Source organism: Acrocarpospora catenulata, assembly GCF_018476525.1.
Taxonomy (GTDB): domain Bacteria; phylum Actinomycetota; class Actinomycetes; order Streptosporangiales; family Streptosporangiaceae; genus Acrocarpospora; species Acrocarpospora catenulata.
This window is the reverse complement of record NZ_JAHCST010000103.1, coordinates 1-16777: the sequence shown is the minus strand read 5'-3', so window position 1 is coordinate 16777 and position 16777 is coordinate 1. Positions and strand designations below refer to the sequence as shown.

Annotated in this window: 12 protein-coding genes and 1 pseudogene; 5 read left to right on the top strand and 8 right to left on the bottom strand. The window is 68.1% G+C overall.

The genetic code is table 11. The annotated features are described in order from the left end of the window. Nucleotides 1–632: pseudogene (locus KIP79_RS44865) on the bottom strand (hypothetical protein); the annotation flags it as partial. 107 nt (nt 633–739) lie between these two features. Beyond that, entirely contained in the window at nt 740–1507 is a 768-nt protein-coding gene (locus KIP79_RS44860; protein WP_214111187.1) for an alpha/beta fold hydrolase, read from the bottom strand. Between the two features lie 90 nt (nt 1508–1597). Here KIP79_RS44860 and KIP79_RS44855 point away from each other — a divergent pair, with 90 nt between their 5' ends. The 3 genes from KIP79_RS44855 to KIP79_RS44845 all read left to right on the top strand — a co-directional run bounded on the left by KIP79_RS44855 (nt 1598) and on the right by KIP79_RS44845 (nt 6956). Beyond that, nucleotides 1598–2221 (top strand): TetR/AcrR family transcriptional regulator, encoded by a 624-nt coding sequence (locus tag KIP79_RS44855; protein ID WP_308170237.1) that lies wholly within the window; start codon nt 1598–1600, stop codon nt 2219–2221. A gap of 62 nt (nt 2222–2283) precedes the next feature. Next, on the top strand, nt 2284–6165 hold the full coding sequence (locus tag KIP79_RS44850; protein WP_214111186.1) for an AAA family ATPase: 3882 nt from the start codon (nt 2284–2286) through the stop codon (nt 6163–6165). Then, nucleotides 6162–6956 carry a GPI inositol-deacylase gene (locus KIP79_RS44845; protein ID WP_214111185.1) on the top strand — a complete coding sequence of 265 codons (795 nt, stop codon included), beginning with the start codon at nt 6162–6164 and terminating at the stop codon, nt 6954–6956. Before KIP79_RS44850 ends, KIP79_RS44845 begins: the two co-directional genes overlap by 4 nt. Here the strand turns inward: KIP79_RS44845 and KIP79_RS44840 are convergent. From KIP79_RS44840 to KIP79_RS44815, 6 genes are all read right to left on the bottom strand, one after another. Then, complete coding sequence (locus KIP79_RS44840) at nt 6908–8701, bottom strand: bifunctional copper resistance protein CopD/cytochrome c oxidase assembly protein (protein ID WP_504743216.1); 1794 nt, start codon at nt 8699–8701, stop codon at nt 6908–6910. The two genes, KIP79_RS44845 and KIP79_RS44840, sit on opposite strands and share 49 nt — an antisense overlap. A 6-nt stretch (nt 8702–8707) precedes the next feature. Further along, a complete protein-coding gene (locus KIP79_RS44835; protein WP_214111183.1) occupies nt 8708–9178 on the bottom strand; it encodes a hypothetical protein in 471 nt (156 codons plus the stop codon). Nucleotides 9179–9272: 94 nt separating this feature from the next. Beyond that, nucleotides 9273–12761, bottom strand: coding sequence for an NACHT domain-containing protein (locus KIP79_RS44830; protein WP_214111182.1), 3489 nt, complete (start codon nt 12759–12761; stop codon nt 9273–9275). Nucleotides 12762–12847: 86 nt separating this feature from the next. Beyond that, a complete protein-coding gene (locus KIP79_RS44825; protein WP_214111181.1) occupies nt 12848–13570 on the bottom strand; it encodes a dienelactone hydrolase family protein in 723 nt (240 codons plus the stop codon). Between the two features lie 15 nt (nt 13571–13585). After that, nucleotides 13586–14440 carry a PrsW family intramembrane metalloprotease gene (locus tag KIP79_RS44820; protein ID WP_214111180.1) on the bottom strand — a complete coding sequence of 285 codons (855 nt, stop codon included), beginning with the start codon at nt 14438–14440 and terminating at the stop codon, nt 13586–13588. Beyond that, complete coding sequence (locus KIP79_RS44815) at nt 14437–15003, bottom strand: hypothetical protein (RefSeq protein ID WP_214111179.1); 567 nt, start codon at nt 15001–15003, stop codon at nt 14437–14439. Before KIP79_RS44815 ends, KIP79_RS44820 begins: the two co-directional genes overlap by 4 nt. Nucleotides 15004–15349: 346 nt before the next feature. Here KIP79_RS44815 and KIP79_RS44810 point away from each other — a divergent pair, with 346 nt between their 5' ends. Both KIP79_RS44810 and KIP79_RS44805 read left to right on the top strand, forming a co-directional pair. Beyond that, on the top strand, nt 15350–15688 hold the full coding sequence (locus tag KIP79_RS44810; RefSeq protein WP_214111178.1) for a hypothetical protein: 339 nt from the start codon (nt 15350–15352) through the stop codon (nt 15686–15688). Between the two features lie 99 nt (nt 15689–15787). Next, nucleotides 15788–16657 (top strand): ABC transporter substrate-binding protein, encoded by an 870-nt coding sequence (locus KIP79_RS44805; RefSeq protein ID WP_214111177.1) that lies wholly within the window; start codon nt 15788–15790, stop codon nt 16655–16657. The last annotated feature ends 120 nt before the right edge of the window (nt 16658–16777 follow it).

The window sequence follows — 16777 nt, the reverse complement described above, 5'->3', positions numbered from 1 at the left end:
AGGCCGCCGCCCCGCCGCCCGGTGTTGTGCACGATCGCGCGCAGCACCGGGCGGCCCTTCGGGTTCCGCAGTGCGATCAGCTTCTCGATCCGGAAGTCGGTGGGGGGCTCCGCGCCGGGTCCGATGTTCAGGTAGACGCGGACCCCGGCGCGGCTGACGACCCGCGGGTTTCCGCCCGGGCGTGGTTCGGCTTGCGCCCAGAGCATGCCGTACCGTTCGCCCTGCCAGGCGCTGGGCGGTACCCGGATGGTGGCCCGTACGACGGCCTCGCCGTACGGGGGGAGGATGATCCGGTCGCGGTCGAAGCTGATCCAGCTGGTCAGCTCGTTGCCGGTGCGGCCGGGCGCGTAGACGAAACGGCGCTTCGGCACGCCCGCGGCGGCCGCGTACAGCTGGAAGCGCCGCGGTTCCGGGGAGACGCTGGTCACCAGGAGGCGGCGGTGGATGACGGCCCCCGGCCCCAGGTGGTCGACGATGGAGACGCGCGCCCTGGGGTCGTTCCGGCGGGACTCCGGCATCTCCATCAGGCGCAGGCCGATCCGCCCGGAATCCCCCGCGTACGCCGGGGCGAAGCCGAGCGCCGCGCAGAGGGTCAGCAGGACGACGACCACCGCGCGGTCACGCGAACGCATTTCCCGCCCCCGATCGCCAAGAGATATGCACCTGTCTGGGCGAGCGTAAGAATCATCCGGACATAACTTCCGGAAGGCTCACCGCTGCTTGGCGGGAAAATGACCGTTTATGCAGTGACCAGAAACTCGACCATCGCAGCGGAAAGGACATCGGGGGACACGCCATGCCATTCCCCCGGCAGGCGGCGGTGGATTCCGTTGGGCAGTGCCGCGCCGACCTCCTCGGCCCAGGTCCGCAGCCGCGCGTCGCTGCCCTCGCTGTCCACCACCAGGGCGGGCACGGTGAGGCCGGTCAGGTCGTCGGAGCCGAGGGTGCTCGTGATCGTCGCGTCGTAGGCGAGGGTGTGCGCCAGCGCCTCCAGGCCCGGCCAGAAGGGAGCGTTCCGCATGTCGTTGGTGATCTCCTCGGGCACGCCGATGCTCCGGTGGAAGTGCACCATGGCGTCGCCGCGCCGCCCGGCCGCCACCAGCGCGGTGATTTCGGCGCCCAGCGGGGATTCGACCGGGGTGCGCTGAAGTGGGGGTTCCAACAGGACCATCTTGCTGATCGGCACGCCCTGGCGCGCGGCGTGCAGGATCAGCACGCCCCCCGAGGAGAACCCGTGCGCGAACGCCGTGCCCCCGGCCGCCTCCACCAGCGCGGCCAGGTCCTCGACCTCCCTTTCCACCGCGTACGGCTGGGTGTCGGTGCTCTCGCCGCGGCCCCGGCGGTCGTAGGTGATGACGGTGAGGTCCTTGGCCAGGTGGCTGGCTAAGCCGCCCATCGGGCCAAAGCCGCGGTAGCCGCCCGCGGCGTCCACCAGGATGATCGGCGGGCCCTCGCCCACCTGGTCGTACGCGATGGACGTGCCGTCCTTGGATGTCACCGTGGGCATCGTTGCCTCCCGTTTTGAGTACTGGACGGTACAGTACTCATTTCGGTACTGAGCGGTCTAGTACTGTTCCGGGGAGAAGGAGAGTGCTCAGTGAACCCGTCGACCCGGTCCGCCCAGAAGCGGTACGTCATCATGGAGTCCGCCCGGACCCTGTTCCTCCGCAACGGCTACACCGGCACCAGCATGGACGAGGTCGCCGCGCTCGCCGCCGTCTCCAAACAGACCGTCTACAAGCACTTCGCGGACAAGAAACGGCTGTTCACCGAGATCATCACTGCGGACATCAGCGCCGCGGAAGAGCTGACCACCGCCGACATGCGGGCCCTCGCCCACAGCGAGGACCTCCCCGCCGACCTGCGCGCCTTCGCCCGCCGGCACATCACTACCGTGCTCCAGCCGCACCTGGTCCAGATGCGCCGGGTCATTATCGCCGCCGCCGAACGATTCCCCGACCTGGCCGCCACCTGGTACGCCTCCGGCCCCGGCCGCGCCCACACCGCGCTCGCCACCCTGTTCGCCCAGCTGACCGAGCGGGGCCTGCTCAACACCCCCGACCCCCCGGTGGCCGCCCAGCACTTCAACTGGCTGATCCTGTCCATCCCGCTCAACCACGCCATGTTCCACGCGGCCGACACACCATTTCCGGAATCCGAACTCCACCACTACGCCGACGAAGGAACCCGCGTCTTTCTCGCCGCTTATTCCGCGCATTAATCCGGCTGATTCTGATTTAAGGTCATTACTGCTGGCTCGGGGATGGCCTATCGGAGGTACGGATGCCGGACGCCGACCGTCGTGCGCTGAGCATCGGGGTCGGCTCGACCACGGGCCGGGCGGCGTTCCCCTTCGCGCCGGAGCGGGTGCGCGAGCTGGCCAAGGTGCTGGGTGAGCTCGGCTTCCAGACGGTGGTCCAGGAGGCGGGCTCCGCCGCCGCCCTGGGCGAGTCGGTACGGCGGGAGCTGTCCGGCGAGCACGTCATGATCGTGCACCTGCTCTGCCACGGACATCTGGCCGCCGAAGGTGGCACCGTGTACGCGCTCGGGGGCGACGGGGCCGCTGACGAACTCACCAACATCCGCACCTGGGTGGAAGGGGTGCAACAGGTCGCGGGCCGGCCGTTGACCCTGTTCCTGCTGGATCTCTGCCATGCCGGACACCAGGCCCGGCTGCCCTGGCTCACTCGGGCGGAGGGCACCCGCAGCTGGGTGATCGCGGCCTGCGAGCCGGACCAGGCGGCCTTCGACGGGCGGTTCACGCAGGCCGTGACGAACGTGCTGTCCCGGCTGGCGGCCGGGGGTCTGGATGTCGATCCGGCGCTGGAATACGTGCCCCTACCGCTGGTCGCCCGTGAGATCCGGCTGGAGGTCAACCGACTGACCGGGCGTGGGTACGCCCAGCAGGTCACCGCCACCCGCGTCGACATCTCCGACGATTTCCCGAAATTGCAGTTTTTTCGGAATCCGCGCTACGACGAGAAGGACCTCCGGCCGGGGTTGCGCCGGGAACTGGACTCGGCGCTGGTGCCCTTCTTCGACGACCTCGACGAAGGGCTCGATGTCCGGCATTTCCTGGATCGGGCGGCAGGCACCCGGCTGATGGACAACCAGGACACCGGATGCTTCACCGGCCGGCGGGCCCAGCTCCAGGTCCTGCGCGACTGGTTCAACGGCTACGGCTCTGGATCGTTGCAAGTGGTGACCGGAAGTCCAGGCGTGGGGAAGTCCGCGCTGCTCGGGCTGCTGGTCTGTGCCGCGCATCCGAAGTTGCGAGACGTGACCCAGCATGTGTGGCGGCGGGTCGAGGAGCGGGTACCGTACCGGATCGAGACCGGGCTGGCGGCGGTGCACGCGCGGCGACGTACGGTCGCGCAGGTGCGGGAGTCGATCGCGCGGCAGCTTGAGGTGGACGATCTGGACAGGCTGCCGGACTTACCCGACCAGCCGGTGATCGTGGTGGACGCGCTGGATGAGGCGGAGGACGGAGCCGCGCTCGCGGCCGAACTGCTGGAACTCGCCGCGTTGACCCGGCCGGACGGGAGTCCCGCCGTGCGTCTGCTGGTCGGAAGCCGGCGGGGGGAATCCTTCGCGGGGTTGCTGGCCGCCGCCAAGGTCATCGACTTGGACGATGTGGATTCCCGGACGCTCCGGATCGACCTGGAGAACTACGTCCTGGACCTACTCCGAAATATCCCGACTTATGCGGATCAGGCGGCCGTGCGCGGTGGCTTCGCCGGAGGGCTCGCGGCCGCGCTGACGGGAGACAACGGAAGGCCGGGGGGAGAGTTCCTGGTCGCCGGGCTGTACACGCGGCATTTCATCACCGTGCATCCGGACGGCGCCGAGATCGATCCCGCGGAAGCGATCTGCGAGGGCAGAAAGGTTTCCCGTTCGGTGCCCGAGGTCCTCGAACTCGACCTCCGGCTCCGTAGCGACCAAGTGTGGCTCCGGCCCCTCCTGGATTGCCTGGCGCACGCCAAGGGCCAGGGCATGCCGGAGACCGTGCTGCTCCGGCTGGCCGACCTGTTCTTCGACGACGCCGACGACCTGACGCTCGACCTGCTGCGAGCCACCCTGGACCAGGCATCCTTCTACCTGCGCAGGACAGCCGATCCGGCGGACGGCACGATCCTGTACCGCCTCTTCCACGAAGGCCTGGCGGAACACCTCCGCATCGAGATCGAATCCCGCTGGTTCGGGGAGACCCCCGTCCAGAACCGGGCGACCCTTTACTCCTTGGTGCTGGACACCCTGCTGGCCCCGGCAGGTGATCCCGGAGCCCGGGACTGGACCCTCGCCGAGCCCTATGTCATCCGCCACGCGCTGGAACACGCCCGGGACGCGGGGAAGGAACACGAGCTGATCGAGGACGGTGGGTTCCTCATCCACTCCTCCGCCCAGGCCCTCGAACAGGCACTTGACCTGCCGGATGTCGCGGCGGCCCTAGAGGCGACGGCGGACGACCCCATCGAGGTGCGGCGTGGCGTGCTCGCCCTGGCCGCCCTGCGCGGGAACCGCCCGATCCAGCTGCCGCCCGGAGCGCGCTCGTCGTGGACGCCCATCTGGGTGAAGAACGCGGCAACCGTCGCAGCCGGCGCCCGGGGCGCCTCCCCGATCGCGGTCACGGCTGGTGAGGACAAGACGCTCCGCGTCTGGGACCTGGATGCCGGGGTGCAACTCGGCGAGCCGCTAAAAGGGCACACCAGCCGAGTGCTGGCGGTGGCGCTCGCCGAGGTGGGGGGACGTCTGGTCGCGGTCAGCGGGAGCAGCGACGAAACGGTCAGAGCCTGGGACCTTGACGCCCGCGCCCAGCTCGGCGAGCCGCTTACCGGGCACACTGGCGGGGTCTGGGCGGTCGCGGTGACCGAGTTGGACGGTCGCCCGGTCGCGGTGACCGGCAGCGGCAACAAGGTTCGCGTCTGGGATCTCACCACCCGCACCCCGATCGGGGATCCCCTCGCCGGTCACGCGGGTGGTGTGTGGGCGGTCGCCGTAACTCGACTGAAGGGCCGCCCGGTCGCGGTGACGGGTAGCGGCGATGGCACGATCCGGCTCTGGGACCTCGACGCCCGCGCCCAGCTCGGCGAGCCGCTTACCGGGCACACTGGCGGGGTCTGGGCGGTCGCGGTGACCGAGTTGGACGGTCGCCCGGTCACGGTGACCGGCAGCGACGACCGCACCCTCCGGGTCTGGGACCTGACGACCCGCCGCGCCATTGGCGAGCCACTCACCGAGCACACCGGCCGGGTGCGCGCGGTGGCCGTGGGCGAACTCGACGGTCGCCCGGTCGCGGTGACCGGCAGCGACGACCGCACCCTCCGGGTCTGGGACCTGACGACCCGCCGCGCCATCGGCGAGCTCTTAACCGGCCACACCGGGTGGGTGCGCGCGGTCACCCTGGCCGAGCTGGACGGACGCCCGATTGTGGTCTCCGCCAGCGACGACCGCACGGTACGGGCCTGGGACCTCCGCACCGGTACGCCTGCCGGGAACCCGTTGGCCGGTCACAGGGGAATGGTGCTGGCCCTGGCCACTACCCACCCCCAGGTAGGGGTGACCGGGATCACGGCGGTTGGGGGGTGGACGCTGATCCTAAATTCAGCCGGATGGATCATGGCCCTCGCGTCCGACTCGGGGGAGGTCGCGGCTACGAAGAAGGCGGGGTCGGTGGGAAGGTTCGACCTCGGCGACGTGGGGCTGGTCCGAATCGGCCGCAGAGAGTTCGTGACGCTTCCGGCGAGCCCGGGGTGGGTAGACATGTGGGATCCACGCAGTGACAGCGCCCGCTTCGCTTACCGCACTGGCAGCATTCCTTCCCACTTACCCCGAAATATTGTGATCCTTGGGGAGGGTCTTGTTTGGGTCACGCTGTTCGATCAGCAGATCCTGTGCACCGACCTGACGACCGGGCAAGCGTTGCGGCGCATCAAGGTGCCAGGGGAGATGAGCGTGTTCGCGGTGGCCGAGGTGGACGGCCGACCGCGGGCGTTCACTGGTGGCGGCGAGGGGTGGATCCGGGTCTGGGACCTTGAGCACGGCACCCTCCGCGACCGTATCCACATCGGCGACCCAATCACCGGGCTGGCCGCCACCTCGGACGGCCACCTGATCGCGGTTACCTCTCGCGAAGTCATCGGTTTCCGGTATGAAGGGCTGTCATGACCAGGATTCTCGGTATCCACGGCGTGGGAAATTTCGGATATTTCCGGAAGCATGGGTCGGCGGCTGCGAAGGCGGTTGGGGCCGAGTGGAGTGTGGCGCTGGGGCACGAGATTGAGGTTGTGTACTACGCCCATCTGCTCGATCGGGGCATCGCTCAGGGGGACGATCCGCTCGTCCTGGACCCGGGTGAGCAGGAGATCCTCGTCTCCTGGATCGACCTGCTGGTGGGTGTGCCGCAGACCCCGATGGGGAGGACCACCGCGCAGTTGCAACAGGCTGTGGCCTGGCTCACCGAGAACTACGGCAGGACCGCGCGCGAGATCGCCATCAAGTTCGCCCGGGACCTCAACACCTACCTCTACACGCCTGAACATCCGTTCCGCGAAATCACCCGGACCGCCGTCGCCGATGCCATCCGCGCCCACCGGCCGGAGATTCTCATCGCGCACTCGCTCGGCAGCGTCATCGCGTACGAGGCACTCTGCGCGCACCCGGACCTTCAGGTCGAGCTGCTGGTCACCATCGGCAGCCCGTTGGCCATGAACCAGGTCGTCTTTCAGCGTCTCCACCCGGAGACCACGGCGAACCGCCGTGACCGGCCGCCGGGCGTACGCCGCTGGGTCAACCTCGCCGATGTGGGCGACATCTTCGCTGTGCCGCCGGACATCACCACCCGCTTCGACAACGTGGAACAGGCGCCCAAACTGACCATCGCGCCGGTTGACTTCCACCGGGCCGTCAACTACCTCGCCCACCCGGACGTACGGGATCTGGTCCAGCCGACGCCCTGACAGCGCCAGCGCCGGACCACGACGGCGGCCAGGGCGAACAACGGGATCACCGCGCCCAGGCGCTGGTCGGCAGCCGCCTCCGGGAGCCAGGGGAAGCCCAGCTCCGGATACCAGGCCTGGCCCATCAGCGGGCCGGTCAGCAGTCGTACGGCCAGCCAGGACTGGAGCACCACCGCCGTCGTCAGGGTGGGGATCGGGTGGTCCATCAGCGCCGTGAAGAACACCAGGCCGGAGATGGCCAGGTAGAGCGTGACCAGGAGGCGGATCGCCAGGATCTGCTGGGAGAGCTCGAACAGGGGTGTCAGGAAGAGCGCCAGGTAGGGGAGCGCGTAGGCCGGGATCGCCACCGCCGGGTGGGTCGCCTTCCGCCAGCGCTCGGGAAGCAGCCGCAGTGGTGCCCCCAGGGCCAGCAGTGCCGGGCCGACCATGCCGATCAGCGCGTACTGCGCCATCTGCACCGAGAAGACCGCCCGGGCGTAGACGCCCACGCCGCCCACCATCGCGTATCCGATCACCAGCAGGCCGACCAGCCATGACACGGTACGCCAGCGCTGCCCTTCCGGCATGCGCCTGACCGCCGCCAGGTAGGCGGCTCCCGCGCCTGCCACGGCCAGCAGCAGGATCGGGTCCAGGCGTACCTCGGTGAGCAGCCGAGTGATGGTCAGTTCACGTAAGTCGAAGCCGAGGAGCCCGTGCGTCGTGGTGTCCGCGCCCGGCGGGGGAGGCGTGCGCGAAAGCGCCACCGCCAGTCCCATCGTGGCCGCCATCACCACCAACTCCCCGGCGGCCAGCCGCAGGAACGGCGCCCTGGTGGAGTCCAGAGCCTTGATGGTGGTGCGGCGGTGCCGCCATCCGAAGTACCCGAGAGCGCCCAGAATCGCGACCTTGCCCAGGATGAGCAGGCCGTACCGCGACTCCCAGAGCAGACTCACCGACCCGAGCCGGACCCAGGCGTTGACCGTCCCGGAGACGGCCACGGCGACGAAGCAGCTGAGCGCGAGCGTGCTGAACCTCGCCACTACTTCCTTCGGCCGCGCCGCCCTGCGAAGGAAGACAAGCAGTCCGAAAACCCCACCGATCCAGAGCGTGGCGGTGGCGATGTGCAGCATCAGGCTGCTGACCGCGAAGTCATGGTCACCCGCCGACGCCGAATGCCCGACGTACGCCGGGGGAAGCAGAGCCGCGACGGCCAGTACGAGGAGCAACTTCGGCCGTCGGCTGACGAAGGTCACCAGCGTGATCGTCAACGTCAGGGCATACACGACAAGAAACGCGAGCCCCTGTGGAACGTAGATGACGAACGTGGACAACGCCCCCGACTGAAGTGCCTCGACCACCGGCACCCCAACAAAGTCGGACAACGTCAGCAGAACAGTGATCGCCGCCGTCCCCGCCCACGCCAACGCCCATCGGGGTACGGCCCTGGCGACGATCCGCGGGTCCTTGAGCAGCACCGCCGCAACCAACGAACCAACAGTCGCGATCGCACAAAGATCGTGAAGCAACCGAACGAGCGGAAGCCCCCAGGAAGTCACCGGCCCCGGTGAAGGAAGCCCCCTGATGGCCGGCAGATCACGGTCCCCGCCAAACCAGAACGCGAGCAGCAACGTGACCAAGGCCGCCGTTACCACTCCTGCTGCGACCAGCCGGCCAGGTGGTCCCTTCGACCGATCGGCCGGCGTGTGCTCCGCGACATCCAACTTCGCAGAATCTGATATTTCCGAAATTTCCTGACCAGTGGTCATGGCGTCTCACGCCTGGTGGGAGCCGTGGGCCGGGCGTTCGATGGTGCCGCCCAGGCGGGCTTCCAGTGGCTGGATCGACTCGTAGCTGCCCACCACGACCCATCTCGTGCCGACCAGGTAGGTGCCGCCGTAACTCTGAGCCTCGTCCAGCCAGGCTCGCGCGTACTCGTCGGTGTCGAACGAGACCACGGTGACCTGGTTGGTGCCCGCCAAGCAGGCACCCTCCCGTTTGTCCCGCGATTTGCCCTGCAGTTGAAGTTGGCATCCGATACGAGCGGCCAGCTCCTCCAGAGTCATCGGTGCGGTGGCGACCTTGCTCGGCCCCGCCGAAGCACCCGAATGACCCGAGTGACCCGAGTGCCCGGCCTGCTGGGCCACCACCGGCGTCCGGGGAACAACGGCATACGCCACCCCGGCGGCCACCCACAACCCACCAACCAGGGCAAGCCGCACTGCGAACCGCCGTTTCGGTGTCATGGCCGCCTCCGCTTCCTCTCCAGGAGCCCGGTCCACCCCTGTGGTCTGAGGTACGCCGGACGGACGGAGAGCGTTCAACCCCTTTCAGCCAGGGTCAGAAGTTGCGTGCCAGAACGAGAACTTCGTTTGGAGGCGGCTGATCGACGTCCGGATAGGCCATGGCGACCACCCGGTTGAGCACCTTGGACAGTGGTGCCGCGAGTCCGGCATGTCCGGTCTGTTTGATCAGCTCGAGCGCGGCCATGACCGAGACGCCGGCTTCGACGAGGTCGACCTCGTCGACGGGAACGGACCGATTCATGATCGGCTCGATCAAGCCGAGGGCGTTCAGCACCAGCAGTCGGGAGATGAGGTCGGAGTGGTCATCGGTGTGCAACTCGGACGCGGCCGTTCGGAGGGCACCGACCGGATCGGCCGCGGCATTCCCCTGCGTGAGAAAACGCTGGCGGATATGTTCCTCGCTGTTTCGCGGAAGGGAAACCCGGCCGCGATTGAAGACCGGTCGTGCGGCGGCGGCATGGCTGGCGCCGAGTTTCCCGGCGGAGTACATGAAGGCCGCCAGCCGCCAGACGGGGACGCTGTCCGACTGGTACGCCGGAAACTTCGTCAGCATAACCGCGATGACCCGCGCGATATCCCGGGCTGTTCTCCGTTCAAGGGTGTGAGCCTCAAGGCGGGTGCTGTTCACCCGGGCGAACTCCCTCGGTCTGGTCTGCACCACACGTTCTAGAGCGTTCTCAAGAACGTCAAGATCGTCGCCTACCGGTGATGTGCTCTCTGCCGCCTGGGAAAGGTGCTCGCGGAACCCCCGGATATGCAGATTGGTGATCAGCAGAGCGGTCACCAGGGCTTGGTCTCGCTTGTCGTCCCCCAACTGGGCGCTCGTTTTTGGCACGTCGCTCACCAGCTCCAGCAGTAGGAGCCGAATCGACCGGTCCTTCTCAAGGTGACCGTCGAGCAGCCGATCTCGGATCCGATCGAGCTCTAGGTCAAGGACTTGGTGCAGCGCGTCGGCAAGGGTACGGGCATTGGGAACCACGCTTGCGTTCCTGTCGAACACCGTGAAATCCGCTCTCGACAGGAGGTCGAGGAGGATCTCCCAGGTGAATGTCAGTTCGGCCTTGAGCGGTTCGGCGAGCCTGCTTACTTCGCGTTGCGTATGAACCCGGGTGAGCTGATCGGGAGCTACATTTCCGGAGTGGGGGTCGAAGTCGAAATTATTGAGCAGTTCCCGTACGGCATCGTAACCGTAGTTCTCGGCGCCCGCGTGTGCCACCAGATCGTCAAGATCAAGCGCCAGCAGGAAGCGCCCCAAAGATGAGTGCGGCCGCGTCGCGAGGATGTGCAGATACGCAAGCAGCCGCAGCAGGTTTCCAGGGGTGCCTGCCTGGTAGATCAGGACGTTGAACGCCCAAACGTAAAGGCCCGCCGTCCGGGCGAACGACGGGAAGGCGGAGCCGCTCGCCACGTAGGGCCAGGAAGCCCCCGCAGGCTGGTGGAGCCTCATGTGCTCCCCGTCCTGGCACCACATGGTCTGGTCGCCGAGATCTGTCACCATCTCGGGACTGATCCGGGCCGCTTCGTCCGGTGTCGGCAGCCGGTATTCGGGACCGCCGTCCGACAACCCGTTGAGCCAGTCGACGAAGCGCGTGGCGTCGTCGGCCCAGACCCCCACGGCGGGGAGGTCGGCCCCGTCCGGTTGGGCCATAAGATGTCGTCCGCGCGCCCGCTCCTCGATGACGAACAGGTTCCACAGGTCACGGCTGACCGGCCGCGCGCAGACCGCAGTCCCGTCTTCCAGCCAGGCGACCTCGCGAAGCGCCCGCGCGGCGGCGACCGAGGCGATCATCCGCCGTTTCTCCGGGCTCTGGGCGGCGAACTGGCTGGTGTTCAGCAGGTCGTTCAGCCGGGCCCGGACGTCGGGCCGGAGTTGGCGTGGATTGTCCCGTGCACAGTCGAAGGCGAGGCTGAGCGTCCGGGGCGTCTCTGCGGCCAGGCAGGCTTCGACGATCTCAGTGGCGTCGCCGTCGGCGACCCAGAGCAGAGTGGTTTCCCGCCACCAGGGGTTGTCGACATTGCTGACGAGTATCGAGAAATGTTCGGGATGTTCTCGGATGTAGGCGGCGGCCAGGTACTCCTGAAGGGTCAGATGGGCGAAGGCGTACTGCCCGTGTTCCCGCTCCACCAGCAGGCCGCTCTTCACGATCTCCGCGAGGAACACCTGGGCGGTCAACCGATCGTCCCCACTGACCGCGGCCAGAGGTTTCTCGATGACCATCCGCGCATCGGGGGCGGAGATGTCCCGCGCCGCCCACAGCATCATGTGGATGGCCAGTTGCCGCAGCACGATGCCCTTCTGCTTCCCGGTCAGACCAGTGAGATCGGCGAGGTTCCGCGCCGCTAGCCGGTGGTGGAGGAGCACGTCGCACATCTCGGCGTAGAGATCGGCGCGTTTGCCCGGCAGAGCCCCCCGGTAGAGGTGCACGTTAGCGATCATCGTGAGCAGCAGCGGATTGACTGCCAGCTCGTGCAGCGCGGGCTCACCGCGCAACCGCCCAAGAAGATCCTCCGCCTTCTCCGCCGCGATCCGCTCAATGTCCGAGGGAGTCTCCGGAAGATCCCCGTCCACCTCGGGATCGAACCGGGCACGGTGCTCGATGGCGTAGTACCAACCATGGAGGAACCGGGAGATCTGGTCCCGGGTGAACCGCTGGACCTGGAGGACCTCCGCGTCCGGGAGCGGATTGGACAGGTACCCGAGCGGTCGTGAGGTGATCACGAAAGTGCAGCCGGGATAGCGCCGGATCTGCGTCTCCACCCACGCCACCACCCGCTTGCGCTGCTCCTCGTCGGCCACCTCGTCCAGGCCGTCCAGCAGTACGACGCACGTCCGGCGATCCAGCTGCCGGGCCAGCCACCAGGCGGGGATCTTCTTGTTGAGCCACCCCGCCTTGACCGCCACCTCGGCGAGTTCCCCCGGCCGCTCCCCGACCAGATCGGCCCAGTGATCCCGCAGGTAGAGCAGGACCGGCAGTTCCCGGCGCGGCCACAGCCGCCAGCGCTTCTCGCACATCATCAGCGCCTGGTGCCGGATCAGTGTGGTCTTCCCGCACCCGGGGCTCCCGATCACCGCGAACACCTGGTTCAACGGCAGAAAATCGTTCAGCGCCGCCCGCCGGGGCACCTCGCTCTCCCCGTACGGCGCGGACGGCACCACCCCGGTGTCCCCCGCCGTGTCGTGCAACGCCCGGGGACGCAACGCCAGGTCCACGTAGATCTGCCGCATCCGCAGCACGTACGCCCCCCGGGTCAGCACCCCGAGCGTCTCCATCCGCGCCACGGACGCCCGCAGCTGCCGCCGGTACGCCCGGAGCGGCAGCCACGGCATCCTCTCCCCGGACGGGCTCAACGGCTGGGTGGCATAGGTCGCGACCAGAGCCCCCAGCAAAGTGAACCCGAAAGCCAGATAGGCCCAGGTGAAACTCAGTTCGCCATTGTCCAGAATCTGGTTGACCGCGACCCCGGCCACCACGGCGGCCGCCGCGATGGCAAGGGCCAGCATGGCACCCTGAATTCGCCGCACTCCGGCTCCCCTCGGAGCATCACCGATTCCTGATGCCACTCAACACCGGTAGGGGACCCCGGACACCCGCCATCACCGATTTGAAATCAACGGGAGTGTCGTTCGGTGAAGTCGAGAATGCGCTGCCAGGCGTCCGCGCACGCGTCCGACCATTCGGCATATGACCGGTCAAAGAACGAATGCGGAGCCCCGGCGTAGATATGCGTCTCGTGTTCGGTCCCGGCCCGGTCCAGCGCGGCGGTGAAGGTGTCGAACTCCTCGGGGGTGGAGGCGGTGTCGGCGCCGCCCCGCAGCAGCAGAAGGGGCGCCCCCGGCTGGTCCGGCACGTCAGGGATCCGGCGGATCACCCCGTAGAACCCGATCGCCCCGGCGAGCCCGTTCCCGTGCGCCCCCAGCCACCACGACTGCGCCCCGCCGAAGCAGAATCCCACCGTGAACACGGGATCGCTCAGCTCCGCCTTGGCGGCGTTCAGGTCCAGCCGCACGTGCTCCGGCGTCACCTGCCCGATCCGCGACTGCCAGTCGAAGGAGTCACCGCGGTCGTCGTCGCTCGCCGTACGTCCGAAGTAGTCGATGGCGATCGTGGTGAATCCGGCCTCGGCGAACCGTACTGCCAGGTCACGGTAGTAGGGGTGCAGACCCCTGATGTCCGGCAGGATGACGACCGAGCGCCCGTTGGGCGTGGTGGGGTCGGCGCGGTAGGCGAGCACCCGGGTGCCGTCCCCGGAGGTCAGCTCGATCGGCCCGTGCCCGGCCACCTCTCCGATCACCGGCGGCGCCGGCGGACGGCTGTTCGTGCTGTGACACATCGGTGGTTCCTTTCCTCATCCGGTCGGCACCGTCCCCGCCAGGGCGGCTAACCGCGCCGCGTGCAGGCGTTGATCACGCCGCGCCAACAGGAAGACGATAATCGCGACCGCCAGCAGCGGCGCTCCCTTGACCAGGAAGGCCCCTTGCAGCACGGGCGCGTCCCACCAGGCGTGCATCATCATGGCCAGCACCAGTGCTCCGGCGAAGACGGTGACCCGCCAGGCGAGCGGCCGTTCGGTCCGCCCCGCCAGGTAGCCGAGCCCGGCGCCGCTGACCGCCGTCATGGCCCAGTGGCTCCACCACGCCGACAGCCCGACTCGGGCGAAGAGCGTGGTCAGCGTGTCGTTCACCTCCTGCACCCCGCCGCTGACGATGATCGTGTTGAACACGTAGAGCAGATCCTCCACGACCTGGAATCCCAGCCCGACGAGCGCTCCGAACCCGAACCCGGCCAGCGGCCCGGTGACCACCCGCGGCGCCATCAGCGCGATCAGCGCCACTCCGGCGACCTTGGCCAGTTCCTCGTCGATCGGCGCGAAAGCCGCATCCCCCCATATGTCGGCGAACTCCGGCCCGACCAGCTTGGCGACCAGGCCGGAGAAGGCGGTGTTGGCCACGAACGCGACCCCGAACGCCCCCGTCCCTCCCCAGACCAGGGCGGCGAAGGCGTACCACACGGACTGCTCCCGGACCGGCCGGATGCGGTGGAAGAGCCAGGACCCCAGGACCGTCAGCGGCACCAGCACGGACAGCCCGATGATCGTCCCCGGTTGGAACACCAACGCCTGCGGCGCCAGCGTGCTGATCGTGATGAAGCCCCCCAGCGCGCACGCGATCGCCCACACCCAGAAGGCCGGCCGCCCGATCACGATGTCAGGCCCGCGAACGTGACCGACTCCAGCATGTTCCCGATCTCCTCCCCCCGGACCAGGACCTCCTCCGGCGGCCCCGACACCACCACGTCGGCCCCCAGCGTCGGCGCCGCGAACACCGCCATCGTGCCCGCGCGATCCCGGAACGTGATCGGCCCCGCCAGCCCCTGCACCCCCTGCCGGGTGACGACGGGCACCGGCGTCCCCGCCACCGGCGGATGGCCCCCGACCTCCTGGATCCGCTGGAGCCCATCCCAGAGTTGCCGTGGTGTGGCCCCCTCCACCATCACCACGTTCAACTGGAACGAGGTCGCCCCGCTCACCAGGGCCACCGACTCCGACAGCGAGCTTTCCCCGGAATCGAGCGCCCATCCCGCCGGCACCTGGAACGCGACCGGGCGCCGCTGATCCCCGTCGAGCGCCCCCACCTGCACGATCGCCCCGGCGGGCAGCGCCACGAACCCCCCGTCGACCGAGTGATCGATCGACGGCAGGACCACCCCAAGCACCACGAGCACTCCGGCCACCGCCAGCGCACCCGCCAACCCCTTGCTCGCCATACATCCCCTTGATCATGAGGGGATGTCCTATGTCATAACCGCCCGCTATCCCGTCAAACGCTCGCCGGACCGGGGAACCTGCCCCCTTTCCCAGGGCGGCTGACCTGCCGATTGATCTTTTGCGAATCGCAGCCGAACCCCGAAGGACGCCGCATGCGTACGTCAGGTGACGTATAAATACCGTCAGGTTTGATGGCGCGGTCGTCTCAATCCCGTATCAACTCCGGAGAAATCTCGTTGTTCGGTATTGAATGGAAATATCCCCACAGCGGGAGGCGAGGAAGTGCGTAGGCATGAGATCGAGCTCCTGATTCCGACGGGTTTTGCGGTTGACGTCCTGTGTTGCGTGGCTATCGCATTGTTTGTCCCGATCGGCATGGCGAGGTTCGTGGTCTTCGCGGCGATCAACGTGGTGCTCGGCGCCTGGCTGCGCCACCCGCTGGCCGCCTTCACCACGGCCGTGATCGCCTGGTCGCTCACCACCGGCTTCCTGCTCAACAACCTCGGCGAACTCACCTTCTCCGCCGCCGACCTGGAGCGCCTTGTCACCCTGCTCGTCGCCGCCCTGCTCGGTTCCGTGTGCGGCATGCTGTTCTGGCAGCGCAGGGCCGCCCCGGAACTGGCCCCGGTCGTGGTCTCCCGGCAGAACCGCCCGGTGGACCCGATGCTCACATCTGCCGAATAGGCGCTTTGACCCATTGCATGCAATGCTCGGATTTGCCGAAGTCGGGATATTCCGACATCCTCGGTAGGAAATATATTGCTGTACGTCCCGGAGGCCCCCATGCCCCGTCCCTCGCTGCTCCTGGCGGCCGGCTTCCTCGCCCTGGCCGCCATCGGTTGCGCACCTGAGAGCGATGCACCCACCACCGCCGCCACCGGCGCGGCGTCCTCCGCCTCCGACCCCTGTGCCAAGGACCAGCTCAAGCTGATCACCCCGGGCAAGCTCACCATCGGCACCGACAAGCCCGCGTACGAGCCCTGGTTCAAGGACGACAACCCCGCCAACGGCCAGGGCTTCGAGGGCGCCGTCGCCAAGGCCGTGGCCACCGGTATGGGCTTCACCCCGGAGGAGGTCGTCTGGGAGGTCGTGCCGTTCGACGCCTCCTACGCGCCCGGTCCGAAGAAGTTCGACTTCGATCTCAACCAGGTCTCGATCACCCCCGAGCGGGCCCAGGCGGTCGACTTCAGCGAGGGCTACTACACCGTCAAGCAGGCCGTGGTGGCGCTGGCGGACGGCAAGTTCGCCGGGGCGACCTCGCTGGCGGCGCTGAAGGACGCCAAGATCGGTGTCCAGGTGGGCACCACGGCGCTGCAGGCCGTACAGGAGATGATCCAGCCCTCGGCGGACCCGAGTGTCTTCAACCAGCAGATCGACGTGATCACCGCGCTGAAGAACAAGCAGATCGACGCCATCGTGCTGGACCTGCCCACCGCCTTCTACGTGACCGCCGCGCAGATCGACAACGCCAAGATCGTCGGCCAGTTCGCCTCCAGCCACGCGGCCCCGGAGGAGTTCGGCCTGCTCTTCGAGAAGGGCAACCCGCTGGTCGGCTGCGTCAACAAGACGCTGGCCACGTTGAAGTCCTCCGGTGACCTGGCCAAGATCGAGGCCGAGTGGCTGACCGCCACGGCGGGAGCACCTGAGCTGTGACGAAACTTGGGGCCCGGCCACAGCGCGGCAGCGAATGGTAGCTGGGCATGCGGGATCGGCGGCTCGGACGTGAGGGCGGGACCGGGCCGCTGACCTGCCGGGATATCAGGCCGGTGGCTC